Source organism: Maridesulfovibrio frigidus DSM 17176 (assembly GCF_000711735.1).
Lineage (GTDB): Bacteria > Desulfobacterota > Desulfovibrionia > Desulfovibrionales > Desulfovibrionaceae > Maridesulfovibrio > Maridesulfovibrio frigidus.
On record NZ_JONL01000001.1, the window covers coordinates 905,403 to 931,110 of the forward strand.

Consider the following 25,708-nt stretch of genomic DNA (forward strand, 5'->3'; position numbering starts at 1 on the left):
TCAACTACGGCCCTCTATCGGCAGCTTGATTGTAAATGTTGTCCCAAGGTTTTCCCGAGATTCTACCGAAATAGAACCACTATGTTTTTTTATTATTGCATATGCAATAGCAAGACCTTGGCCAGTTCCTTTACCTAGTTCTTTTGTTGTAAAGAAGTGATCAAAAACTCGATTAATGTTTTTTTCTGGAATGCCACAGCCATTATCTTGAATAGACAACACTGCCATTTCAGCTTCTTGAAATGTTGTTATTTTGATTAATCCTTTAATATTTTTATCTCCATCCTTTAGAGCAATTGCGTGGGCAGAATTAACAAGAAGGTTCACAATTACTTGGTTTATCTCCCCAGGATGGCAAAAAACATATGGCATTTCTTCATCAAGGTCCGTCTCAACCTCTGCAACGTACTTCCATTCATTTCTCGTGATAATCACGGTATTATTTATTATTTCATTTAAATCTGCACTACGGAAATCCATAGTACCAGGATGCGTAAACTGTTTCATTGCTTGAACTATCTTAGAAACCTGATCCACACCTTCTATACTATCGCCAATCGCTTGTTTCCATTCTTTCATTAATTCAATTGAATCATTCACTGCAGGAGAAAAAGTGGGGGGGGTATTCCCATTTTCCATAGACACACCAAGTACATCCTCAAACTCTGCCCATGAGTCTCTCATAAATCCTAAATTGCCAGAGATATACTGTATAGGAGTATTGATCTCGTGAGCTATACCCGCAGCCAGTTGACCAATAGATTCTAACTTTTGAGCCATAGCTAATTGAAGTTCCATGTTAACCCGCTCTGTGACATCTATATGAGTCCCTACAACCCTGACAACTTCCCCTTGCTCATTAAAAAAGGCCTTTGCTCTGGAAAGAATATTTACCCAGTGACCTTGCTTATGCTTCATTTTGAATTCGATCTTAAACTTGTCCTGCTCTTTGTTTAAGAGTTTTTCTATTAAGTCCCATGCCAACTTAAAATCTTCTGGGGAAGTCAATCTTTCCCAAACCGAAAGATCATTCGGCAACTCATTATAAGTATACCCCAACATGCTTTTCCAAGCAGGTGAAAAGTAAACTTCGTTGGAGTTAAGATCCCAATCATAGATACCATCATCGGTAGCATCCATTGCATAGCTGAATCGTTCTTCACTTAGCTGTAAGGATCGTTCAGATTCTTTCCGCGCTGTGATGTCTCTAACTACACCTGTCATTCTCGTAACATTACCGTTTGGGTCTAAACCTTGATCACCGCATGCATGAATCCACCGCACCTCACCATCAGCACGTTGGATGCGACACTCGAAGAGCCATGGTTTTTGTGCTTCAACAGCTTCTTGAAAAAGCCGATCCGTTTCCGCGCGGTCATCTGGATAAACGTGTTTTAAAAACATTTCATAAGTCCACTCAGCCAGAGGCTTATCATAACCAAAAATTTTATCATGAAGTGGCGTTCGTAGTGAAGTATGATCCACTAAATTCAAATCCCACAGCCCTGTCTGACTCACTTGCAATGCAAAATCTAAAATGGCCTTACGTTGATGAATCTCTTCCGTTTTTAAAAGCACCGTCTTTTCAAGTCTCTTTTGTTGTCGCGTCATAGAATAGACACCATAAACAATTCCCAACCAAATCACTGTAGCGAAAAACCGCCATATATAAAGAGATAGTAAATAACTTTTATTCCAGCCCATTGACGGTATAAGGGAAAGTTCCCAGCTCCCATCAGGTAAAGAGATTACTCCTGAAACAGGATGTTGATTAAGTATGCCCCCATCACCATCAAAGACTTTCCCGTCATTACCAACTAAAGCAAATTGAAAGTCATTTATCGGTAAATATAAACCAGCTTCCTCTAACACCGGATTTATGTCTAGAACCATAGAAACTAAACCCCAAAAGGTATCACCGTCAAAAACAGCCATACGACATACAAGACCAAGGCCTCCTTGCCTTAATTCATAAGGCCCGCTCAACACCATACCTCGATCACGAAGAGCCCTCTCTACATCAGCTTGCACATTCGGTCGCTCATCTTTAAGTTGGTTATGCCCAACTGCCTTTTGGTTACGCGCAATAGGATACACAAAGGTATTAATACCACCAGGAGCGACTATGAAATTGCGAATTCCTCTTGCTGAAGAGTAGAGTCCCGCCGCAAACATATCGAAATTTTTCTTTTTTCCTTTTATTTCAGTTGGAATAATGACTGTTTTAGAAAAAGTATTAAGCCCAATCAACAAAGCAAATCGAGAATTCACTTGATTGGATAACGAACTCGTAATCCTATCTACCGTGTAGTGAAAACTTGCTCTTTCGCTCTCAACCAAAAAATCATTATAAGATCTATCTATTACAAAGATCGCAACAAGAAGAACCAGCCCAACTAATGCGAAGACTGAGTTCTGATATTTATTATAACCATATCTGTTTTCATTTAACACGACTCCTCCTATAATAATGATAGTACAAGATATCAGAAATATTAAAAACAAACACGGTTAAATTAGAATCTAAATTGTAAACAATGAAGGCGTCAGGAAGAATCCGACTCTCAAAATCAGATTCCCTCCCACTCATGAGATGGCAATCTACCAATTAATGAACGTGACATAAGTATTGCAAATTGATAACTCAAAGTCCTATACTTTCAATATTAGCATATAAAAACGAGGAGTTAGCCTTGACAGATTTTTTGCATAGAACTCGGGCTTTGCTTGGGCAGCAGGCCCTTGAGACACTGAGTAGGCCTCTCGTGACAATAGCAGGACTTGGTGGTGTTGGAGGGCCTGCGTTCATGACCCTTGTACGTTCGGGCGTGAAGCGTTTCCGTTTGGCGGAACAGGGCATTTTTGATCCACCTGATATGAACAGACAATGGGCAGCTCTTGGCTCTACCATGGACAGGCCAAAACTTGCCGTCTACGTAGAATGGGCCAAAAGCATCAATCCCGAGATAGAAATCGAGGAATTTCCAGAGGGACTCACACTGGAAAACATGGACGCATTCCTACTCGGATCGGATATTTATATCGGCGCCATCGATATTGATGCCAGCAAAGAATTGATGGACCGAGCCGTAATCATCCTTCGAAAAGAAAAAATTCCGATCTTCACCAGTGTGGCGTGCGGGTTTGGTACTATCATGCTAAATTATGACCCATGTGGCATGTCACCCGATGAGTTTTGGCAAAAGTCAGCGGCGCAAGCGGATGAAGTTTCGCCATTTTTATTTATAGCCAAGGACGTCTTTTCCCACGATTTGCTTACAAACATAGCGAAATCGTTTGAGCCGAATAAGCTGGCTACCTGTGCCGTGGGCGCAGGACAGGCAGGACTGTTAGTAGCCTCGGAAATTATCGCATACATCCTCAAAGACACAGACTACCTTGAGCGCGAAATTGTTTTCGCACCCTCCTTTGTTATCCTAGATCTGTTAAGCATGAAGATGGAGGTCAAATCTATTTTAGACTATGACCCGCCACATGATCCATCATGAAAGATGTAAACGAACCGCTCTATGATATTCAGCGATTCCGGCCGGAACACGCGCAGGGTGTTAGCCGCTGCTTCTTTGATGTGTATGGAAACAGCTATCCTACAGCGTTTGTTTACGAACCTGAAAGCCTTATAGATCTGAACGAGTCCGGAAATCTTATTTCTATAGTGACGATTTCAAATGAGACGAATGAGGTAGTCGGACACGGCTCAGCGCAACGCTGTTATCCAGGCGGCGCCGCAGAATCCGGCCTCGCCGTTGTAAAACGAGCTCACGAGGGACACTTTCTTTTGGCCCAGATGATCAAATGTCTGGATAAGGAAGTTCTTCTGACTGGTGTACGTTGCATGGTCAGCCACGAAGTCACTAGTCATCGAGCTAGTCAAGTGATCGCACGCCGGGCCGGTTTCAAGAATTGTTGCCTAGCACTGGGAGCAATGCCCTCCTCTCTCGATTTCAAGAAAACCACTGGAGTAGTAGCACAGCGGGAAAGCTGCGTGGTCAGTATGAAATTCCTTGCGGATCCCGAAACTGCCATTATCTGCGCGCCATCTCATCATCAGGACATGATCGAGCAGATATATGCACACTTGGGAAGACCTATTTCCTTTGAACAATTGCCCATGCAGGATGGAGCTGGATCGGTCACAGTTCGGTTCAACAGCAGTTGGGAGATGGGCGATATTCAAGTTCAATGCACAGGAACAGACACCGCATCGGATATAAAAAGATATTTGAGGGATCTACTAGATAAAGACGGTGCGGCTGCGGTTTTTCTTGAACGACCCTTGGATCAGAGAGGAATTGAGGACATCTGCAGAGCGGCTGAATCGGAAGGTTTTTTCTTCGCAGGCCTGGGGCCAAACACCACCCATGGCGGAGAATCACTTTTCCTTCAGTACGTAGCTTCAAAACTTGATATGTCTCTGTTTCAAGTAGCTTCACCCATGGGCAAGAAAATATTCAACTACGTGGCCAATGAGCGGAAGCGTTTAACTAAGTAAAAACCGCGAAAGAGCATGAGAACAAGCCTGAATGAACAATAGCATGTCACATCCGACTTTGATCAGAGTACCCCGAGCCAAAGAACAACTGCGCCGCGTCCTTTCTTTTGTGGAAAACGGAGCAACATGTTGCGGCCTTGGAGCCCGTGAGACTTTATCAATGACTCTGGCAGCGGAAGAGATATTTATATACCTCTGCCAGAATGCAGATCATGACCAAATGATCGACATTTCCTGCAGCCCTCAAACATACTATTTACGCCTTGATTTTAAATTTACGGAAAGTAAGTTTGACTACCGAGCCTTCAACCTTACGCACGAAACCAATTTTGGCGTTGAAGAGGATATGCTCGCGATCGGCCTTTTGTTAGCTTCCCGAAGCGTCGATCAACTGCGCCTAGTGCGGGAGCAACAGAAGCTATTCCGGTTGGTGCTGGTCAAGGAAAAGACCTATGCACTTCCACAAAGCATGTCCGATCCAAGTCCCGCTGTAGTTTTCGAATGTGAACCGCGAATAGCTACCCCAGAAGCAATAGAGCTATTTGCAAAGATGGCATCATACCATCTTAGCCCAGAACTGCTTCCCCAATTTTTTGCGAACCCCGGCAAGCTACGAGATATGGTTGCATCCGGTGAATATAACTGCGCCGTGGCATCCGATGCACACGGGCGACAATGCGGTGGTATGTTCTGGCGGTGCGACACTGCCAAAACTCTAGAATGTTACGGCCCTTATCTGTTTGAAGATCAGGCTGGGCTAGAAGAGCAAAATATTTACACAGGTCTTTTAAACTCATGCCTAAAGGATCTTACGAGAACACCCGCCATAGGCTTGATCAATCGCTATCCAGGCGCACCTCTCTCCAGCCGCGATTTTGAGGAACTCGGGTCCTACTCGGTGTATAAGAAAGATTGCGAAACCACGACAGAAGTAGTCTATTTTCGGCAATTACGTGAGGACCCCGGTGTAAAGGCATGGGCGGACACGGCGCTGGAGGACTTCCTATTACAGGAGTACCGTCGTCTCGTTCTTCCAAGGGAAGTTGAGTTTATACGACCTGAAGAGAATAAGATAGAATCAGAATATTCTGCTCTAACTACCAGTTTTCAGCGTGAACAAAATGTCGTCACACTACGGCCACTATGGCCTGGGTGCGACATGGAAGATAATGTGGCCAGACATGTGTGCCTGCTTGAAAAAGAGAACTGGTGTAACATATCTGCGGAAATAGACCTCGGAATCCCATGGCAGGCAGCCTTCACAAAGCCCCTACTAAAACATGGTTTCATACCACGGCTAGTACTTCCCCACGCCGGACAGGGCGATGTCGTACTGTTCCGCCGCCCTACTGTGCTGCATTGTCTCGTTCCCGCTTTCGTTAAGAATTTTGAGCCCTACATTCCGAGTCAGCCCGGCGACGTATTAAAAAAGAAATACAACTATGACGTCCTCTATCGTTTGAACAACAACGAAAACCCCCTTGGACCTCCTTCGGCAGCACTGCGAGCACAGACAGACTTTTCCCCAATAGACTCCGCCATATATCCAAGCGGAGATTCCTACCACCTTCGCCTCAAACTGGCTGAAAGTTGCGAACTACATCCCGACCAGTTCATTGTTACGAACGGTGCGAACGAGAGCATAACTTTGCTCATTAAGTCCTTTTGCGAGCCCGGCGACAACATTATCACTGCGGACCAAACATACGGTGGATATGAGTGGGTAGCTCGCTTTTCCGGCATCGACACCAAGTTGGTGGCCCTGAACAATATGGCTTTCGACCCAGCAGCTATGCTTGAAATGCGTGACGCCCGAACGAAGATCTTTTTTATTTGTAATCCCAATAATCCGACAGGAACTTACTGGAGTACGGAGCAACTGACTAACTTCCTTGAACAGGTGGACGAGCGTTGTATAGTAGTACTGGATGAAGCCTATTTCGAATTCGTTGATAAACCCGATTTTCCAGATGGCACATCACTGATAAGCCGGTATCCCAACCTTGTGATACTAAGAACTTTTTCCAAGATGTACGGTCTGGCTGGACTGCGTATCGGCTACTTGGCGGGCGACATTGACGTCGTCAACATGATACGCCGCACTGCCATTGTCTATTCCGTCAACGCAGTAGCGCAAGTGGCTGCGCAGGCGGCTTTAGGAGATCAGGAGCACATCATGCGCACTAGAGAAATGGTTGCCTCGGGCAAAGACCTTCTTCTCCATGAGCTTTCTCCACTGGGTCTGGATTTGGTCAATGGCGAAGGCAACTACGTAGTGGTCAAACTTCCATTCAGCGACAGTCTGGCCTATCGCATGATGATGCAACAAGGCGTCATGGTAAGGATGATGACACCTTTTCGCTTTCCTAACTGTATCCGAATTACCGTTGGACAAAAAGATGCCATGCAAGCATGCGTTAAAGCTCTGGCGAAATCCATCAAACAGGGAAGCAATTTATCCTGAAATTGTTTCACCATACTCTGCCTAAACGCTGTAAGATTTTGAATCTAAAAATCAATACTTCAAAATTTCAAAATGTTATCCAATTGTTATCAACGCAATAAGAACTAAAAAGCATAATTCAACTCTTCAGACACCCCCTTTTCATAAAGTTTAATATTATGTATACGTTAGTAACGATCTATATTTTAAAATATTGGAGTTAGTCATGAAACCAACAGATCTCACCCTAAACGAGCAACTGCGAATAACTTCACATGAGATAGCTAAACGCAAGGGGTTACTTGATATCTCTGACGAAGATGCAAAAATATTATTGGACACTAAGCCAATCATAATCTCTGATTTAGATACTATTGTAGAGGATTTTTATGACATATTGGTGGAAGTTGAAGGCGTAGCGCAGGTCATCGGAGATGCCGAAAGTTTGTACCGGCTTAAAAATCACTTGCGAGGCTATCTCCGATCACTATTCGATGCTCAATATGACATCCATTACGTCCAATCTCGATTACGCATTGGACTTGTTCACAAACGCATAGGCGTCCCTCCCAAACTCTACATCGCGGCCTACAAAATTTTAAGCGGAATATTACAAGATAGGCTTAGAACAACGAAAAGTGATGAGCCCTGTAAAATCTGCATTCAACGTTATAAAGCTTTAGAAAAACTAATGCTATTCGACTTGGTTCTTGTTTTTGACACTTATATTCAAGGACTGGTTAATGAAGTAAACCGGAGCCGTGAAGATCTTGAAGTATATGCCAGAGACCTTGAGTTTACTGTTGCTGAACGGACCCAGCAACTTGCGGAGCAAGCAAATAAAGACGGTATGACAAGTCTTTATAATCAACGTAGTTTCTTTGAACATATGCGTAAGGAATTGGCTCGAGCACAACGCCGGGCGGAAAGATTCTCACTATGCTATTTAGACCTTGATCATTTCAAACAGGCTAATGACACGAAGGGCCATAAGTACGGAGATGCAGTGCTCATCAACGTAGCAAAAGCAATGGGACAAATTTTACGAGAAGAAGATGTCGCCGCTAGATACGGTGGAGACGAATTCTGCATAATGCTACCCCAGACCACAAGCGACATGGCAAAGTCTGTTTGCAATAGGCTGACAAAAGCATTTTCAGAAATGGACCAAGAATGCAGGGTTACAATGAGCATTGGAATTGCTGAGTTCATTCCAGATATGGATATCGATGCCGACACACTCATCAAGAAAGCCGACAAGGCTATGTATGCTTCCAAAAAACAATCGGGACACTACATAACTTTGTATTCGGACGATCTTAATTCTGTAAAAACTGAGTGATTGTATATTGAAACGAGCCAACTAAAGAGTACGCCTTCAGCTCTCAATTGTGAAAAGGTCAGCCCCATTTTAGAGGGCTGACCTTTTATTTTGTCGTGAAAAAATAAAACACTACTAGCAAAATCAGTTAACAATATTTTCAAAATCACCTCCTACAGCGGATAATCTACTATTCTTTAACCCGATACAAAAAGTTCCATCGCTAGCAATAGTAGCTGAAGAAATAATAAAATTTCCGGCAGAAAATTTACATTTTTTTGTCCGGGATCCGCAGAAACAACAGACCGGCTCAATCCATTCCTAAACCGTCCAGAAAGACATGCATTAAAGCAGGTTACGGTGATTATTTCATTCCATCTAACACTCGCCATTATATGATTTTTTTTTACTGTCTAACGGGGCAGATTTGAGTAGCGTAAGTACTATTCGAGGGTATTCTTCAACGAAGATTACCGCAGATTGTATATTGCCATGCTCATAAGTGTGAGAAGGTGCGCACGGTGAGTTTGTTGCCGACATTGTAGCCGCCTTGATCGGTTAAAATAATTAAATTAGTGAAGGCCAGTCCTGTTATGGGGCTAGCCTTTCATTTATCATTGTCCCGCCCTAGAATAGGTTGACACTCAGTAGTCCAACCAAGTGGCCCCTCCTCTCTTTGACGGGGAGATTGTAGACCGAAGACCATCTTCTATTTACTATACTTCTCTTTGATGGACATGATTTCCTCTATATTCTTGAAGAAAATTTCAACGATTTCGGGATCAAAGTGCTTGCCCCGCTCCTTTAACAGGAGATCAAAGGCTCTTTCATCCGACCAAGCCTCTTTGTATGGTCGGTCTGATGTTAGGGCATCGAACACATCGGCAACGGCAGTAATACGTCCTTCGAGAGGAATATTTTTACCAGAGAGCCCTTCGGGGTAGCCCGTTCCGTTCCATTTTTCATGATGGGTCAAAGCGACACTTTTAGCTGTCGCCATAAGATCATTGTCATAGTCGCCGATGATCTTTCCCCCGATTAAGGTATGAGTCTTCATAATCTTCCATTCTTCAGGGGTAAGTTTTCCCGGCTTGATAAGAATATTATCCGGGATACCTATCTTACCGACGTCGTGCATAGGGGCCGCGTTAAGCAGGAGGCCCGCTTCGCTATTACTAAGGCCATAACCCTTCGCTATTGTTCGGCTGTAGTTACTCATGCGAATAATATGGAGACCTGTTTCATTGTCCCGAAATTCTGCCGCTATTCCAAGACGACGGACGACTTCCAATCGGGTTGAATACAAATCCTTTGTGCGCTCAGCCACCTGGTGTTCCAAAGCAATGTTCTGATTGTATAGAGCTAAGTGCGTCCTGACACGAGCTTTCACAATGGCGGGATTAATAGGCTTGGTAATATAATCCACAGCACCAAGTTCAAAGCCGAGAGTCTCGTCATCCTGAGCACCTTTCGTGGTGACGAAAATGATAGGAATGCACCGACTTTTCATATTTAATTTCATCCTACGACAGACTTCGAATCCATCCATTCCAGGCATCATAATATCCATTAGAACTATATCCGGAGGATCTGGCGATTCTACAATACCTAAAGCATCTGCTCCATTGAGAGCGACCTTCACCTTATACTCATCCTTAAGAATTTCCAGAAGGATTTCAATATTAGTGACGATGTCATCAACTACCAGAACTGTCTGAACGTGTTGCTGAGCCATTTTGATATCCTGCCTTCTAAGATTGGTACGTTTTAAGTTGTAGTTCCATAAGGCATGTGTTTGTTGTTTTCAGGTGGGAGAATAAAGGCCTATTTTTCAGCAATCCTAGAATGTCGCTAGTCATATTGAGATGGTTATAGTGTACCTAATCTCTGTCATGTGATAACGACCATAAGACACCTCCCTTTTTAACTCAACTCATTTGAGGTTTATAAGTATGAAAAACTTACACAGCTCGCCATTCATAGCCATTCGAAGCTTTCTGATAACAACAGTAGCCCTTGCCGTTCTGGCGGGTGTAGGATGCTATACCATGTATCAGCAGGAGGCTGATTCGGTCGAAAAAGTCATCAAGATCAATGCAAAGATGCACAACAGATTGTTGGCGCAAAAGATCAGCCTAGATTTAAAAAGGCTGTTCAATGACATCCAACTGGAAGCCAATCATGTTGAGTTGCGCCGATTTTTGCGAAACCGTAGCCCTGTTGAGCGCGTCGATATAGAGTCGGAATTCATAACCTTATGCCAAGTCCGCAAGGTCTACGATCAGGTCAGAATTCTTGACAATGGAGGCATGGAACTGATTCGGGTCAATAACAACAACGGACAGCCTGCGGCTGTTTCCATAGACAAGCTTCAAAACAAGGCGAATCGTTATTATTTCAAGGAATCCCAGAATCTAAAGCCCGGCGAAGTCTACATCTCGCCATTTGATCTCAATATTGAAAACGGGAAGATTGAACAGCCTATCAAGCCAATGATCAGGATATCCATGCCCACTTACGACGGGTCTGGACGGCGGACAGGTTTGGTAGTGCTCAATTATCTAGGACAACAAATCATTGATGGTATTCTTGAAAATATAGATTCCTCAAGCAATTATTCGATGCTATCGATGCTCCTGAACAGCGACGGTTATTGGTTCCTGTCTCCAGACAGAAGTCAGGAGTGGTCGTTCATGTACCCAGACCGAAAAGCTATCAATTTTGGAGCCATCAACCCTGGAGCATGGAAACAAATCGCCTCGTCCTCTGACGGACAGTTCCGCACCGCTGAGGGGATCTATACATACTCCACCATCGTCGTATCTCCTGAGGCAGGCGAGAGAAAACTTAACGGCAATGTACGCAAGTGGAAGATCGTTTGTCTGACTCCAACATCAAACATCAAGACACTGCTTTCACAAGTATCCTCCCGCTATACGATCGTATATTGCGGAATTCTCCTGATCATACTTTTCGGAGCATTGACCAGAGCCAGATTTGTCTCCGCACGCATTCTTGGACATAAAAAACTAGAAATAGCCAAACAGGCGGCGGAAAATGCCAACCAAACCAAAAGTGACTTTCTGGCTAGGATGAGCCATGAAATCCGCACTCCGATGAATGCTATTATCGGTTTGACGCACTTGGCACTCAAAACGGATATGTCATCCAAGCAGCACGACTACCTAACAAAGGTAGATATGTCCGCAAAATCATTGCTTGGTATAATCAATGACATACTAGATTTCTCAAAAATTGAAGCAGACAGACTGGAATTAGAAAAGGTCAATTTCCTATTGGATGATGTGCTTAATGACATGCTCAACATGCTCGGCCTCCAGGCTGAACAAAAAGGGCTTGAACTTTTGCTGATGGTCAAAAGCACCGTCCCCAACCTGCTTATCGGAGATCGACTTCGCCTGGGGCAGGTGCTGTTAAACTTGGCAGGTAATGCCATAAAATTCACAGAGTCCGGGGAGATTATTATTTCGGCTGAACTTGTCGAAGAAACCAGCAGCATCGCGAAGATCCGATTTTCAGTTCAAGATTCCGGCATCGGCATTACCCCGGAACAATCGGCGAAGCTCTTTCAACCTTTCTGTCAAGCCGATGGTTCCATCTCCAGACGGTTTGGGGGCACCGGGCTTGGCCTTACTATCAGCAAACGTTTGGTGGAATTGATGGGTGGGACCATGGAACTTAATAGCGAAATAGGAAAGGGAAGTGAATTCGTGTTCATCATTCCCTTCGGGTTGCAGGACAGACATACCCAAGATAATTATGTCTATCCAGATGATATCCGCGGTATGCGTGTTCTGGTTGTGGATGACAGCAGGATGTTACGAACAATTCTAGATAAGGTTTTGCGATCATTTACATTCGACGTGGAGATGGCGGAAAGCGGAGGACAAGCTTTAGAATTATTGCATGAACACGATAAGTCAAACCCCTTCAAACTGGTGGTTACAGATTGGAGAATGCCTGACTTCGACGGCATCGAACTGGTCCGAAAAATCAAGGGATCCAATCGTCTTGATAATATACCCAAAGTCATAATGCTCACCGCATATGGGCATAGTGAAATTCGTCACCGGGCGGAACAGGCCGATCTGGATGGGTTCATGCTCAAACCGTTTAACCGCTCTATTTTGTTCGATACCATAATGGGGGCCTTTGCCCATTATGAATGCCGGGTGGGAGAAATTATTCCGGAAAATTCACGGAACGGAATCCCGGAGAATGTGGCCGGAACACATATCCTGCTGGCGGAGGACAACGAGATCAATCAGCAGGTCGCGCGCGAATTACTCGAAGGCGCTGACGTGACCGTCTCAATAGCCAGCAATGGCCAAGAGGCGGTGAAGATGGTCAAGGCCAATACCTACGACGCCGTGCTAATGGATATCCAGATGCCGATTATGGATGGTTTTCAAGCAGTAAAGAATATCCGGTCTGATGAAAAGCTGCAATCCATCCCCGTTATCGCCATGACTGCGCATGCTCTTGTCGGCGACAAAGAGAAAAGCCTGCTGGCGGGCATGAACGACCATGTCACAAAGCCCATTGATCCTGATCTGCTCATGGAAGTCCTTTCCAAATGGCTACCAGAAAAAGCTAAAACTGAATCGCTACATTCATCTCTTGTGCGTAAAGACGAAAATGCACCTCTTATCTTCAATGATTTACCTGGAATTAATGTAAAGAAGGCTCTCGCCAGAGTCCGGGGAAATAAAGTTCTTTATGAAAAACTCCTCGTCAACTTTGCTCATGATTGCGAGGATGAGTACTCGAAACTTATCTCTCTGGTTTCCATAAGCAGATACGAAGAAGCACGCCATTTAGCCCACACCTTGAAAGGAGTTTTAGGGAACATTGGAGCTGACACCTTGCATCAGTCTTTTCAGGAAATTGAGACTGCTTTGAATAACAGTTCTGACAGCCCCCTAACTTTATTGAACAATCTTAAGCCAGAAATAAAGCGCGTTGTTGAAGGGATCTTTAAGGCTTTCCCACAAACCGAAAACGATGAAGACATAAGTGAAGGCAATGATAAAACCGACACCTTTTTGCTCGAGGAAGTTCAGAGGCTGCTGCCACGATTACGAATAATGTCGGACCTTTTGGAAAAACACGATGTCGAGGTCAGGGACGTTTATAGTTCCATCGAATCTGAGTTGACCCATGTTGCGCCGAAGTTTGCAAAGGAACTCGGTGTGATGCTTGATAAATTCGACTTTACGCGCGGCCGTACAAGTGTCGAACAATTTATCGAGGAATATGATCAGGAGGAGATAGACAATGGATAAAGCACGAATTTTAGTTGTCGACGACACTCCTGCCAATTTGGATATTCTGAGTGAACTGTTGAGTTCCGAGTACAGAGTCAGCGTGGCAATCAATGGGGATGACGCTTTACGGATTGCATTATCCGATGAGCCGCCCGATCTTATATTGTTGGACATCATGATGCCGGGAATAGACGGGTATCAGGTCTGCACACGGATAAAGGATAATGAACGGACTCGTCAGATTCCCATAATATTCGTAACGTCCATGAGCGAGACCGAAAACGAAGAAAAAGGTTTAAACTTAGGGGCGGTGGACTATATAACCAAGCCCTTCAATCCTTCAATCATCATGGCAAGGGTAAAAACTCAACTCACACTATACAATCAGACCAGGCTACTACAAAGTCTGGTCCGCGAGCGGACCATTGAGCTGGAAAAAGCCAAAGATGATGCTGAATCGGCTAATCGAGCAAAAAGCATCTTTCTTTCGAACATGAGTCATGAGCTCCGGACGCCGCTCAATGGTATAATGGGAATGACCCAGCTCCTTTTGGACAGCAACCCCTCTACAGAACAGAAGAATTTTCTCGATGATGCGCTGAAATCATCTTCCAGAATGTTGACGATGGTCAACGACCTTCTGGAATTAGCTCGCGTTGAGGCTGGAAAAGTTCATCTTTGTCCCTGTCATTTCGAAGTCAAGGAGAGTATTAATCAGGTTCTTTGCCTCTATCGGGATCAAGCAAAGCAAAAGAGACTCGCTTTTTCCAACTCATTCGAAGCCAGTGTACCAGCCTCTCTTTATGCAGATGTCGGTCGTATTCGCCAAATATTGATGAACCTCCTGAATAATGCCCTCCGTTTCACTGACAGCGGCTCCATAGATGTATCAGTCAAATCATGGGAAAGAAATGAGGTATCCCTCAACGAGCCAGATACGATAGTTTTTTGTTTCACTGTCACGGATAGCGGTGTCGGCATTAGCGAAGACAAACAGGCCTACATATTCGAGCCCTTCTCCATCGGAGAAGACTTCCTGACCAAAGTCTATAGTGGCGCTGGACTTGGTCTCTCTATCTCAAAGCACCTTGTAGAACTGATGGGTGGGCATATCTGGCTGAAAAGTCAGGAGGGTGTCGGCACTACAGTCAACTTCACCGTTCCATGCAGGTTACACACGGTTAATGATGAGGGGTGAGCCAAGAAGATCGATCCGTTCTTTTGCAAGCAACCTTTCTACTGTCTAACGGGATTGATCTTAGTAGTGTAGGTGCTCTTCTAGGGCGTTCTTCAATAAAGATGACAAGGCATGTGTATATTGCCACGCTCAGAAGTGTGAGAAGGTGCGTGCGGTAAGTTTGTTGCCGACATTGTAGTCGTCTTGATCGGTTAAAAATACTGAATTAGTAAAGGCCAGTCCTGTTCTGGGGCTGGCCTTTCTGTTTTGTTATTCAGGCAAAGAGGAAAGTGAGCAGAATTTACTATTCACTCTCTAGCTCTAGGGAGCTATAAGTCTGCCGGATCTCTCGGAGCTGAATCGGCACTCTATAAACACTGGATATGCCCACAAATTGGCAAGACGCAACTTATCAGGCTTGACGCAAAAAATGTTGAGAAAATATCTTCTGCCATGTTTGCGAAAAAACAAAACAAAAGAGCTTCTTGAAGAATTACAGATCCGATCCCCTCTGCCCCATGATATGCCTATTTTAGCTCTATACTGCGGCTTACGATTCGGAGAAATTGCGTCCCTTACATGGCAGGACATCGATTTCGGGAATGAGGATATTTATATTCGAGACCCTAAAGCAGGAGTTAACCGTAAAACCTTCTTCATTAATCAAGTACGAGAGATGCTAAAGCGCAGACACGCTAAACCTCACGCAAGCGCAGAACGGTTATTCAGCACCATTAATGAGGGTAAACTTGTGCAAGTCTCAACGACATTCCGTAGAATTGCGGCTGAAATGTTCAATGAAGAAGTGGCTGGTCCCAGACAAAGAGTCTGCTTCAATTTGCATCATGGCATGTCCAGCATAGAACGGAGCTATACACCGGTAAGGAGCTCATGGGGAGCAGTAGCTTTAAAATAACAAGCTATCACTACCTTGTCTCTTACGGGCTTAGGAAGGCTGTTAAGGTTTTGGAGGATTAGTAGACTAACAGGTGAGGAGTATTAATCATGCCAAATGGCTTGCTTAAGTTGATATGTGGCAATTCAGATTGTGTAGATCGTGATGGTTTATTGATATATTGCCCTATAGCCCGTCTGGGGAAGAAGATCATTTCTCCCCCAAACAAACGTATTATTTAAATATGCCAGCTAACTTCTTCATGGCATCTGTTCCGTCCGAAGCCTTAACTCCGTCCAGCCACTTTGCCAATAAATCTTTGTGTGTTGAGATCCACTTGGAGGAAACCTCATCTAAAGGCTTGCCCAGCTTAGAATAATCCATAATCCACTGACTCTGTGTTTCAGAAGAAATCTTAACATTCTTCAAAAATTTATACGCCTGAGGATATTTTTTACCCATATCAGCACTTACCACAGTATAAACCTTAGAATTACTGGAATATTCCTCTGTACCAGACACAGGGTCAAGATAAACCATATCAAAGTCAATGTTCATCCAGTGAGGCTTCCAGCAGGCAAAAGTCACCCAGCCTTTATTATTGATAATCTCCTTTGTCTGCATAAGCATAGCCGGAGTCGTGCTCCCAACCTGAGTCCAGTCACCAAGTCCAGCCACGTCGTTAACGATGATTTCCTCCATAAGACTATGCATCGACGAGCCTGCTTCAATATTGTAAATGGTTCGACTGAATTTTTCGGCATGTTTATCAAGATCAGCAAAGCTGGATACACCCGCATCTGCTACATATTTTGGAACACACAGACCGACTCTGGCGTTATCCAAATTAGTTTGCAGAACTTCCACTTCCTTCTTTTCCAGAAGCGGCTTCAGAAATGAATTATGTTGTGGAATCCAACCACCAAGAAAGACATCAACTTCATCCGTGGTGAGGCCTTTGTAAATTATTGGAGGTCCAATCTGAAATTCTTCTGTGGGGTAGCCTAATTCCTCAAGCACCTGTCGGACAATTGAAGTTTTTACTTGAACACCTGGCCATGGCGGAACTCCGAAACGAATCTTTTCAGCGGCCGAAGCCTGAATTCCTAGTAGCAATAGTATAAGCATGGCCATAAGGCACAAGCTAAATTTCTTCATAAATACTCCCACGTTACATGTTCACCCAAAAAAACGCCAGAGGTTACCTAAAATCCGACAGAACGGACCAAGGATTCAAGACGTTCGCCAGCCTCATAAGAAGAACAGGAACAACAGCAGCAATAATCAGTGTTTTAATCCTTCTTATCTTCAACCCCTTTTAAATCGTATTTTTCTCCAATAACTTAAGCGGAATTGATTTCATATGAAGCGGTTAATGAGCAGTAGAGTTGAAGTAAATAACAAATAACATTCACATATTCAATAAAATTTGATGGCTTTATCTTACGGGCTTTAACAAAAACACTTTAAATAAATCACGCTGTATTTCAAATTTAATAAAACTTTCTTCGGATACAAAGAATGCTCCCGACTCTCAATATCAATTGTCCAGAAATTCAAAATGTTATCCAATTGTATCCCCCCGTTATCCACGCAAAATCCGACTAAATATTTACGCCTAAAAGGTTAGTTTTATTAATATAAACCGATAATCTGAAGATAATTTAACTCTTAAATGCCATGACAGCAGACACTTTCCCATCCACTGAAATAGTTGAACTATTTATTTGCCGGATAACACTTTTCCGGTATTTTATGGTATTTGCGGGTGCAAATGATTATCCAATCACTTAAAATTAGAGAGAATTATTGCGTTTGATTTTTATCCCGTAAAAATCAAAATAGCGACTTAACCGTATGTCCAAAATCCTATAGCAGGATCAAAATGCAATCTATCTTATGACAAGACCATTCTTCTTAATATTTCTTTACAAAGAAATCGGTAAAGAAAATTTTATTGCCTACCGATACTGATTTAGAGTCAAAATTAAAGCGCTGATAATAAAAACAACCTACAAAGTAAGGAGTTAAGCATGCAAATCGGTAATGTATCAAGCAACGACTTCAGCATTTCAACCTCACAGCCTTCACGTACCGAAGGTAAGCCACCAAGCCACGAAGAGGCAGTATCCCAACTCGGAGCATCTCTTTCCGAAGAACAGCAGGGAGAAATTATGTCTGGAATTGAGACCATGCAGGCAGATGGCGCATCGGAGGAGAAAATCAAAGCATACGTAGATAGCAGTCTAGAGGATTACGGAGTCGATCTTTCCCAAACCAAGGGAGCCTTAGCCGATACCACTGTTTAATCTCGTAAAGGCATATGGTTATACTGTATACTGGTCATACGAATAAAAAGCCCCTGACACATGGCTTAGGGGCTTTTATCGATGCTCACTCGGACTCTCAATATCAATTATCCAGAATTTCAAAATGTTATCCCACCGGTTCTCCACACAAAAATCCGATTGAACCACTAGTCTAATCTATTGTTTTTATTAACAAAAAAATGGTGAAGCTGAAGAGAATTGAACCCATGGCCTCTTGAATGCCATGCCACCAGACACTTTACAACCATTGAAATAATTAAGCTATTTATTTTCTGGATAACAATTTTCCGATATTTTATGGTATTTTGGGGTACAAATGGTTATCCAACCATATAAATTTAAGGAAAGTGCTGAATTTGTTTTTTATCCTGTAAAAAACAGGATAGTGACTTAACTGTGTGTCCGCAAATACGTAGCAGGATCACCCTTGGGGAAGACCAGATATTTTTGTTTCTCGGTCTGGTAGGCGTTGATCTTCCATGCTGTAAATCTGCTTATATTCTTCTTCTGGCTTGCTATTTGTGTGTTGATTCTCGCTAATTCTTCGTGATTCTCGTTTATTCTCCAACCGTAGAATCCTGTTATGGAGACCGACACTATGACTAGCAGCAAAGCGGATAGGAAATTTGCCAGTAAATTTTGCCTCCAATGATAAGCCGAAATTGCGGACTGCCTCTTTCTCAGCTTTTGCAGTTGTTCGTCCATATCGTTTTTGATTGTATTCAGCTCGGCTGCGGCGTACTTCCTCAAGCTCTCGCTCAAGTCGTGAAATACGGTCTGCACGGCTTCCTCCATTTCCTGCGACTGTGAGTTCACCTGCTCTTTCAATTTGCTTGTCAGCTCTCCAAGATGCTGCATAGATTCCTCCTTTCATCCTTATTCGTTGGCCATCCTGAGACGACTCCAGTGTGATATATTTTTTGCCCTTACGTGGAATGGAAAAACCTGCTTTTTCCATACCTTCAATTAAATCATCCCTGTTTTGATAAACGCCCTTAGAAATTCCCTGAGCCAGATAATCCGTAATTTGTTGCTTCAGCTCTGCCCGTTTGTTTTTGCTGTCAAACTGAATTTCCTTCCCCGGCTGAGCAACCCGCGCCCGCTTCGGATCATCCGGTCTTGCCCACTCCATCCGCTCGTTCCATAAATCCCGCCAGACATCATATTGTTTCTGCCAACCCGGTGGACATGCATTCATGGCCTTATCTTGAGTCAATTCCGTACGTGGGATTATGAAATGCATTTCATGATGCCCTGCATGACTATGCCGAACCCACAAGACTGAATATTGATCAGGTTCCATGCCTGCGAAAGCTGTTTTCTCAAAATCTTCCATGATCTTCTTTTCAGTTTCGGGCGAAACCTTATCTTCTGGAGCCCATGAAAGGACGCCGGAAGTATACTTCCATTTACGATCCGTTGAGCCGATCACCTTTCGGACTATCTCGGGATCTCCTCTCAAAACTTCAGGTGGCGATTCTTCACGCCCCTTCCGTTTCGGGTCAATCTCGTAATTAACAGCCTTGGCTCCATCTCCCTGACCATGGGCGAAAACCTTCATATACTATTTCAGTTCTCGCTCAATTTCAGTCAGCTCGGAAATAATTAAAAGTGAATCGGCACTGCTCTTATATGTATTTGCCCAGCGGGCGAGCTGATTCAGATTGTTACCAATACAGGCAAGATGAAGCAGCTTTTCTCTTTCTATTTTGGTGCGACGCACTCTGGTTTGCCCGAGGCGAACTCGCACAAAATCAGCGAGACTCATGCCGCATTCATCGGCTAGTGCAAGAATGGTTTTTTTGTCTTGTGGACTCACTCGCAACGAGAGGTGTTTTGTTTTTTTGGCATTATTCATATGTATTTCGTAACCCTCCGCCACCTTCAGGCTTCATCTCATCAAGCCATATATTTTTGCTAGCAAGGAGGTTGTTCAGGGCAACAGTCATTTTCTTTTTCGAGATGTGATTTCCGAAAAACTTATACAGCCCCGAAGTGTCCAAACTTCCGCCCGACTCCTCCAAAGCTTCTAAAATTTTCTGACATGTCGAATCTGTTTCCATGTCCGCAAAAATAAACTGCGCAGACTGTTCGCAAAAATCCCAAAGCGAAAGCGCAGCCCTTAGATGAGAAAGTTCAACACTCTCACATCCATCAAGCAGGGCATAAATTAAAGCTATGCGCCTGACATACGCTTCTGATCTATTAAGGACTGAGCCAAGAAGATCTGCCCGTTCTTTTGCAAGGAATGGATAGATGTCTCCCCACTCTTTTTTTGCTTCAGGACTGAAATCCATCTGAGAACGTGACTTTGATAATTTTAGAAGGGAGATCAGTTTATCTTGAAATTGTTTCACCATCGAAACGTTGAGCGGCTCGGGGAATGGAATTAGCTTTGTTCTGCGAACGCAGAGCCATAAAAAGCGGTTTGCAAAGCCGTTAAATATCTCGACTCGGTCAAGACGAGCGTAAACCAATAATTTAGCTCATAATCATATTGCTTTATCCATAGAGAGGAGTATAAATTTGATCATGTGTTCAGATGATAATAGAGGGTTAACTTTCATGTTTTACGGTTTTATATATAACTGGAACAACAGATGCCCCCTACAAATCCAAGACTTTTATACATTATAATATTACAAACCTAAAGGAATCACACATGCGCAAATTCGTAGTTTCTACACTTCTCGTTCTTTCTTTCACAGTTCTGTTTGCCCTTCCAGTCATTGCAGATGCCCCTGTTAAAACACTGCCAGGCAATATAACCCTAGCACAGTCTCAGAAGATTCTGGCAGCTGGAATCAAGAAAGCCGAAGAAATTAAAGTGCCTATGAATATCGCCATTGTTGATGCTGGCGGTAACCTCAAAGCTTTCTACCGACAGGAAGACGCCTTCATCGGCAGCATTGATATCTCCATTAAAAAAGCTGTCACTGCCCGCTACTTTAATATGTCTACCCGAACCCTCGGTTCCGTTTCCCAAGTAGGCAAATCTCTCTACGGTATTGAAGTCAGTAATGATGGTTTGATTCTCTTTGCTGGCGGTATACCATTGGTGGATAAGAACAATGTCATCATAGGCGCAATCGGAGTCAGCGGTGGTAGTGTGGATGAAGACGAATCTGTGGCGATAGCAGGAGCTGCAGTTATCAAATAGGTTACTACTTGACTTAGCTGGCTGACAGGTCATGGGGAATAATAGAGCTCTCTCTTTGAGCCATCGACTAGATTGTATAGCTAAATTGTTTTCGGGAAATGTCATATTAATCGGTTGAAAAGATTAAATTAGTAAAGGCCAGTCCTGTTATGGGGCTGGCCTTTTTGTTTTATTCTATAGAAAGCTAGAAGGTATAATAAATTTAATATGCCACCACCTGCAAGTATTTTCAAATGCATCTGTATAAAATAGCTTCCAGAGTTTCCGATAATGAAAATTCTTTCCATACTATTTTGCTCGTTTCTGACAGTTAAATATTTTGTGTAAAAAAATTGTATTTGACGGGTTAATTTATTTTCTTATAAATAAATGACAACGTTTTTTAACCAATTAAACTCTTAAGAATTTTTATGAAAACTATTATCTTAATTCCACCATCTGAGGGTAAGGCTGATGGTGGAAAGAATCATCCTCTACAGTCTGTATCGAGTATTGCTGCGGACTTAATTGAAGCGATTAAAGAAGCTGATCCTAAAAAGCTATATGGTCTTAAGGAAAAGGCACTCGAGAAAGCAATTACTGTAAATAAGGAACTCTTAAGTTCAAAAACAATGCCTGCAATTGAACGATATACAGGTGTTGTTTATGACGCTATTGATTACCAAACTTTGAAAAATAAATCTGACTTTGATAAAAAAGTTGTAATTGTATCAGGGTTATTTGGTCTTGTCAGACCTATTAATTTGATTCCTAACTATCGTTTGAAGATTGATAAATTAAAGGCTGCCAAGTTATGGGTAACTTCCAATTCAGAGCAATTAAAAGATAAATTTGTTATTGATTTATTACCGCAAGCACACAAGAAAGCTGTGAAATATGATAATGGAATCGAGGTTGAATTTGTCCTAAAAAAGGCAGGGAAAAAGATGCCTGCAGGTCACCAAGGAAAGCACATTAAAGGTCGATTTGTCAGGTGGCTTATTGAAAAAAACATCACTGACCCAAAGCATTTTAATGATTTTAATGAAGAAGGCTATAAGTGGACTGGTGAAATTTTCTTAAAGGAAGTTTAGTATTGGCAACCGACGAAGATGACAGCAGACGTATATTGCCATGCTCATAAGTGTGAGAAGGTGCGTGCGGTTAGTTTGTTGCCGACATTGTAGTCGTCTTGATCGGCTGAAAAGATTAAATTAGTGAAGGCCAGTCCTGTTATGAGGCTGGCCTTTTGCTTTGTTCTGCAAACTTTTGAACTCATAAGTTAAGTGATCAACCAGCTATTTTAACGACAAAGCAAGCTCACTCCACTTACCCATCAAAAAATGAATAAGTACAATTATTTATTATCTTTCCTTATAAGCAAATTCCACCGTCTTTTTAAGCATTTTCATCCTACCTAAGAATAATTAACGACAAAAATGTAGTTTATCTTGTCACAAACCTTGTACTATTTTATACCTAGTATTCAGAGGCATCATTGCTAGAGAGCCGTTTTGCATATCATGCTGCAACAACGTCCTAATATGCAAAGCTCATCAACTTTTTAGAGGGAAGGGGAAACGTGCTGAACATTAACAACATAAAAATGAAGCCAAAGTTAATTATGGTCATGCTCATAGCTGGGCTCATTCCGCTTATTTTAACGGGATGGTGGGGAAGTCGGCTAGCTAGTGACGCTTTGATGGAGAAATCCTTTGGACAACTTGAATCTATGCGGGGTGTTAAAAAAGCACAAATTGAAAACTTCTTTGCAGAACGCAAAGGAGACATGGGAGTTCTAACGGAAACTGTGGCGGTTTTACGAAAGGAAGCCATGGACGCCCTTCAGGCTCAACGCGATATTAAACGCGACCAAATTTCTAGATTTTTTAATGAGCGTATTGGTGATGCTAAAGTTTTAGCTGATAACCCCTTTATCCAAGCTGCATCTGGAGATCTCCAGAACGCTTTTGCCTATGCCGGGCAAGTAAAAGGCATGGGAAATGGTCAATATCAAGCTTCAGGCGAATATAAAGCCATTCATGATCGTTATTTTCAAACATTTAAAAACTACATGGATGAATATGGCTACTACGACGTGTTTCTCTTAGACCCTGTTAATGGAGACGTCGTGTTTTCTGTAACGAAAGAGCCAGACTTTGGGCAACGCACCAAAGATGTGGACTCTTCCCTTCGCGATGTTTGGAGAACTGCAGCAAATAAAGGTAAAACGGCCTTATCCGATATGAAACCATATGCAGCTAGTGGTGGAACCCCTGCACAGTTTGTAGCATCTCCCATTAAAGAGAATGGAAAGGTCGTCGGGATTGTTGCCATGCAAATATCTAATGACGCCATCAATACAATAATGGGTGAACGCTCAGGCTTGGGAGAAACTGGTGAAACCTATCTCGTGGGTCCAGACATGTTGATGCGGTCGGATTCATTTCTTGATCCAACCCACCACTCGGTCATAGCGTCATTTAAAAATCCAGCAAAAGGCTCAGCTGAAACAGAAGCTGTTCGCATGGCATTGAGCGGCAAGACTGGAGCAGAAGTCATTCTAGACTATAATGGTAATCCAGTTCTTTCAGCATATTCTCCGGTGAAAATTGGCGACACGACTTGGGCAGTACTTGGAGAAATTGATGTAGCTGAGGCATTCAGCCCCAAAGACGCCAAGGGCGGGGAGTTTTTTAAGAAGTATCAGGAAATGTATGGCTATTATGACCTTTTTCTCATCAACCCAGATGGGTATGTCTTCTATACGGCGACTAAAGAAGCAGACTATCAGACCAACATGGTCAATGGTAAGTATAAGAACTCAGACTTAGGTAAGCTGGTGCGGCAAGTATTGGATTCTAAAGGCTATGGTTTGGCTGACTTTGCACCATATGCACCAAGTAATGATGCTCCTTGTGCTTTTATTGCCCAGCCAGTGGTGCATAATGGAAAGACTGAACTAGTTGTCGCCTTACAGCTTTCGCTAGAATCCATCAATAGCATTATGCAACAGCGTGAAGGCATGGGAGAGAGTGGTGAAACCTATTTGGTTGGGCCTGATTTGCTGATGCGTTCAGATTCATTTCTTGATCCAACGAAACACTCCGTAGCTGCATCATTTGCCGGTAATGTCCAAAACAATGGAGTAGATACTGAAGCGGCTAGATTAGCGAACAACGGAGAGACAGGAGATAAAATTATTCTGGACTACAACGGGAATCCAGTACTCTCTTCTTTTACTCAGGTAGACATTGGAGATGGTAAAAAGTGGGCTCTAATTGCAGAAATAGATGAGGCTGAAATAATGGAGCCAGTAAACGCTCTAGTTTCTTCTATAGCAGTCGTGGGTTTGATTATGGCAATATTAATCACTGGTTTTGCCTTATTCCTCGCAAACAGTATCGCCAAGCCTCTTATTGAGGGTGTGCGTTTAGCGAGAGCTGTCGCCAGTGGCGATTTGAATGCGACCACAAACACTCGCCAAGACGATGAGGTTGGGCAACTCGCCGATGCCCTCTCTGACATGGTAGCGAAGCTTCGAGAAATCGTTGGTGACGTTCAAAATGCAACAGAAAACGTTAGCTCTGGAAGCGAAGAACTATCTGCAACCTCTGAAAGTCTTTCTCAGGGTTCGACTGAACAGGCCGCATCCGTTGAGGAAGTATCAGCCAGTTTAGAAGAGATGGCTGCTAACATCAGACAAAGTGCTGAAAATGCACAGGCTACCGAAAAGATAGCCATAGGATCTGCTCAAGGAGCATCTAAAAGTGGTGATGCAGTTGGCGAAACCGTAACTGCAATGAAGAGCATTGCCGAAAAGATCTCCATAATTGAGGAAATCGCTCGGCAAACTAATCTGTTAGCTTTGAATGCCGCCATTGAAGCTGCACGCGCAGGTGAACATGGTAAGGGATTTGCGGTTGTTGCAGCTGAAGTTCGTAAGCTTGCAGAGCGAAGTGGACTTGCCGCGTCTGAGATCAGCGAACTCTCGACTTCTAGTGTTGAGGTTGCTGAAATGGCAGGAGAGATGCTCTCCCAATTGGTTCCTGATATTCAGAAGACGGCTGAATTAGTGCAGGAAATAACCGCTTCTAGCACTGAGCTGGACGCAGGTGCATCGCAAGTAAATAAAGCCGTCCAACAACTGGATCAGGTAATTCAGACAAATGCGACAGCATCTGAGGAAATGGCTGCGACTTCTGAAGAACTCTCCAGTCAGGCGCAACAGCTGCAAGCTACAATGGGCTATTTTTATATGAATGGTTCACCAACCCATAAAGCTATCACGGCTGGTCCTGTTTCGCAGAAGCGTTTACCACAGCCTCAATCACCTGCAGCACCGAAGCGTGGACAGACTGATACGGGGATGTCTTTAAATATGGGAATGACTGATGACGATGGATTTGAGAGTTTTTAACAGCCCTACACACTCACTTTAATCAGCCAAGAGCGGTGGTCCTTGGGGCCGCCGCTCATACCATAAATTTGTTACCACCCGTCATGTTGCAGATTTTTTTTAAAATCAAAAAGCTCACTTGTTTATGACAGGTGAGCTTTTTATATGTTAAATCTACTTCTGAACATCTGTATAACTTATAG

Annotated in this window: 16 protein-coding genes and 2 pseudogenes; 12 read left to right on the plus strand and 6 right to left on the minus strand. The window is 43.3% G+C overall.

Features of this window, described 5'->3' with window-relative positions; translation table 11 throughout:
* Nucleotides 1-2,454, minus strand: coding sequence for a PAS domain-containing protein (locus BR06_RS19600; RefSeq protein ID WP_051676904.1), 2,454 nt, complete (start codon nt 2,452-2,454; stop codon nt 1-3).
* 239 nt (nt 2,455-2,693) lie between these two features.
* Here BR06_RS19600 and BR06_RS0104180 point away from each other — a divergent pair, with 239 nt between their 5' ends.
* The 4 genes from BR06_RS0104180 to BR06_RS0104195 all read left to right on the plus strand — a co-directional run bounded on the left by BR06_RS0104180 (nt 2,694) and on the right by BR06_RS0104195 (nt 8,298).
* Nucleotides 2,694-3,509, plus strand: a complete 816-nt coding sequence (locus tag BR06_RS0104180) for a ThiF family adenylyltransferase (protein WP_031480428.1) — start codon at nt 2,694-2,696, stop codon at nt 3,507-3,509.
* Nucleotides 3,506-4,513: a hypothetical protein gene (locus BR06_RS0104185; RefSeq protein WP_031480430.1), complete on the plus strand. Its 1,008-nt coding sequence runs from the start codon at nt 3,506-3,508 to the stop codon at nt 4,511-4,513. Before BR06_RS0104180 ends, BR06_RS0104185 begins: the two co-directional genes overlap by 4 nt.
* Before the next feature lie 31 nt (nt 4,514-4,544).
* Nucleotides 4,545-6,977, plus strand: a complete 2,433-nt coding sequence (gene hisC / locus BR06_RS20865) for a histidinol-phosphate transaminase (RefSeq protein WP_328285872.1) — start codon at nt 4,545-4,547, stop codon at nt 6,975-6,977.
* A 205-nt stretch (nt 6,978-7,182) separates the two neighbouring features.
* A complete protein-coding gene (locus BR06_RS0104195) occupies nt 7,183-8,298 on the plus strand; it encodes a GGDEF domain-containing protein (protein ID WP_034602743.1) in 1,116 nt (371 codons plus the stop codon).
* A 688-nt stretch (nt 8,299-8,986) separates the two neighbouring features.
* Here the strand turns inward: BR06_RS0104195 and BR06_RS0104200 are convergent.
* The gene (locus tag BR06_RS0104200) at nt 8,987-10,012 is read right to left on the minus strand and encodes an HD-GYP domain-containing protein (RefSeq protein ID WP_031480436.1); all 1,026 of its coding nucleotides are present in this window, start codon (nt 10,010-10,012) and stop codon (nt 8,987-8,989) included.
* Between the two features lie 217 nt (nt 10,013-10,229).
* Here BR06_RS0104200 and BR06_RS0104205 point away from each other — a divergent pair, with 217 nt between their 5' ends.
* The 3 genes from BR06_RS0104205 to BR06_RS0104215 all read left to right on the plus strand — a co-directional run bounded on the left by BR06_RS0104205 (nt 10,230) and on the right by BR06_RS0104215 (nt 15,658).
* Entirely contained in the window at nt 10,230-13,583 is a 3,354-nt protein-coding gene (locus tag BR06_RS0104205) for a hybrid sensor histidine kinase/response regulator (protein WP_084154017.1), read from the plus strand.
* Complete coding sequence (locus tag BR06_RS0104210) at nt 13,576-14,763, plus strand: ATP-binding response regulator (RefSeq protein WP_034602745.1); 1,188 nt, start codon at nt 13,576-13,578, stop codon at nt 14,761-14,763. The genes BR06_RS0104205 and BR06_RS0104210 overlap by 8 nt, the downstream gene beginning before the upstream one ends.
* A 409-nt stretch (nt 14,764-15,172) precedes the next feature.
* The gene (locus BR06_RS0104215) at nt 15,173-15,658 is read left to right on the plus strand and encodes a tyrosine-type recombinase/integrase (RefSeq protein ID WP_031480442.1); all 486 of its coding nucleotides are present in this window, start codon (nt 15,173-15,175) and stop codon (nt 15,656-15,658) included.
* Nucleotides 15,659-15,871: 213 nt separating this feature from the next.
* Here the strand turns inward: BR06_RS0104215 and BR06_RS0104225 are convergent, their stop codons facing one another.
* Complete coding sequence (locus BR06_RS0104225; protein WP_031480444.1) at nt 15,872-16,795, minus strand: glycine betaine ABC transporter substrate-binding protein; 924 nt, start codon at nt 16,793-16,795, stop codon at nt 15,872-15,874.
* Nucleotides 16,796-17,670: 875 nt separating this feature from the next.
* Here BR06_RS0104225 and BR06_RS0104230 point away from each other — a divergent pair.
* A complete protein-coding gene (locus tag BR06_RS0104230; RefSeq protein WP_031480446.1) occupies nt 17,671-17,946 on the plus strand; it encodes a hypothetical protein in 276 nt (91 codons plus the stop codon).
* 442 nt (nt 17,947-18,388) lie between these two features.
* Here BR06_RS0104230 and BR06_RS0104235 read toward each other — a convergent pair whose 3' ends face one another.
* From BR06_RS0104235 to BR06_RS0104245, 3 genes are read right to left on the minus strand one after another with little or no spacing between them, the layout of a single operon-like run.
* Nucleotides 18,389-19,528, minus strand: coding sequence for a relaxase/mobilization nuclease domain-containing protein (locus BR06_RS0104235; protein ID WP_051676906.1), 1,140 nt, complete (start codon nt 19,526-19,528; stop codon nt 18,389-18,391).
* A gap of 3 nt (nt 19,529-19,531) precedes the next feature.
* Nucleotides 19,532-19,825: a plasmid mobilization protein gene (locus BR06_RS0104240; RefSeq protein WP_031480450.1), complete on the minus strand. Its 294-nt coding sequence runs from the start codon at nt 19,823-19,825 to the stop codon at nt 19,532-19,534.
* The gene (locus BR06_RS0104245; protein ID WP_031480452.1) at nt 19,818-20,444 is read right to left on the minus strand and encodes a DUF3987 domain-containing protein; all 627 of its coding nucleotides are present in this window, start codon (nt 20,442-20,444) and stop codon (nt 19,818-19,820) included. The genes BR06_RS0104240 and BR06_RS0104245 overlap by 8 nt, the downstream gene beginning before the upstream one ends.
* Before the next feature lie 185 nt (nt 20,445-20,629).
* On the opposite strand from BR06_RS0104245, the gene BR06_RS0104250 reads away from it, so the two are divergent.
* The 4 genes and pseudogenes from BR06_RS0104250 to BR06_RS20690 all read left to right on the plus strand — a co-directional run.
* A complete protein-coding gene (locus BR06_RS0104250; RefSeq protein WP_031480454.1) occupies nt 20,630-21,127 on the plus strand; it encodes a GlcG/HbpS family heme-binding protein in 498 nt (165 codons plus the stop codon).
* 410 nt (nt 21,128-21,537) lie between these two features.
* Nucleotides 21,538-22,200, plus strand: coding sequence for a YaaA family protein (locus BR06_RS0104255; RefSeq protein WP_031480456.1), 663 nt, complete (start codon nt 21,538-21,540; stop codon nt 22,198-22,200).
* 740 nt (nt 22,201-22,940) lie between these two features.
* Nucleotides 22,941-23,735: pseudogene (locus BR06_RS20870) on the plus strand (cache domain-containing protein); the annotation flags it as partial.
* Between the two features lie 717 nt (nt 23,736-24,452).
* A pseudogene (locus BR06_RS20690) lies at nt 24,453-25,526 on the plus strand (methyl-accepting chemotaxis protein); the annotation flags it as partial.
* Nucleotides 25,527-25,708: the final 182 nt, after the last annotated feature.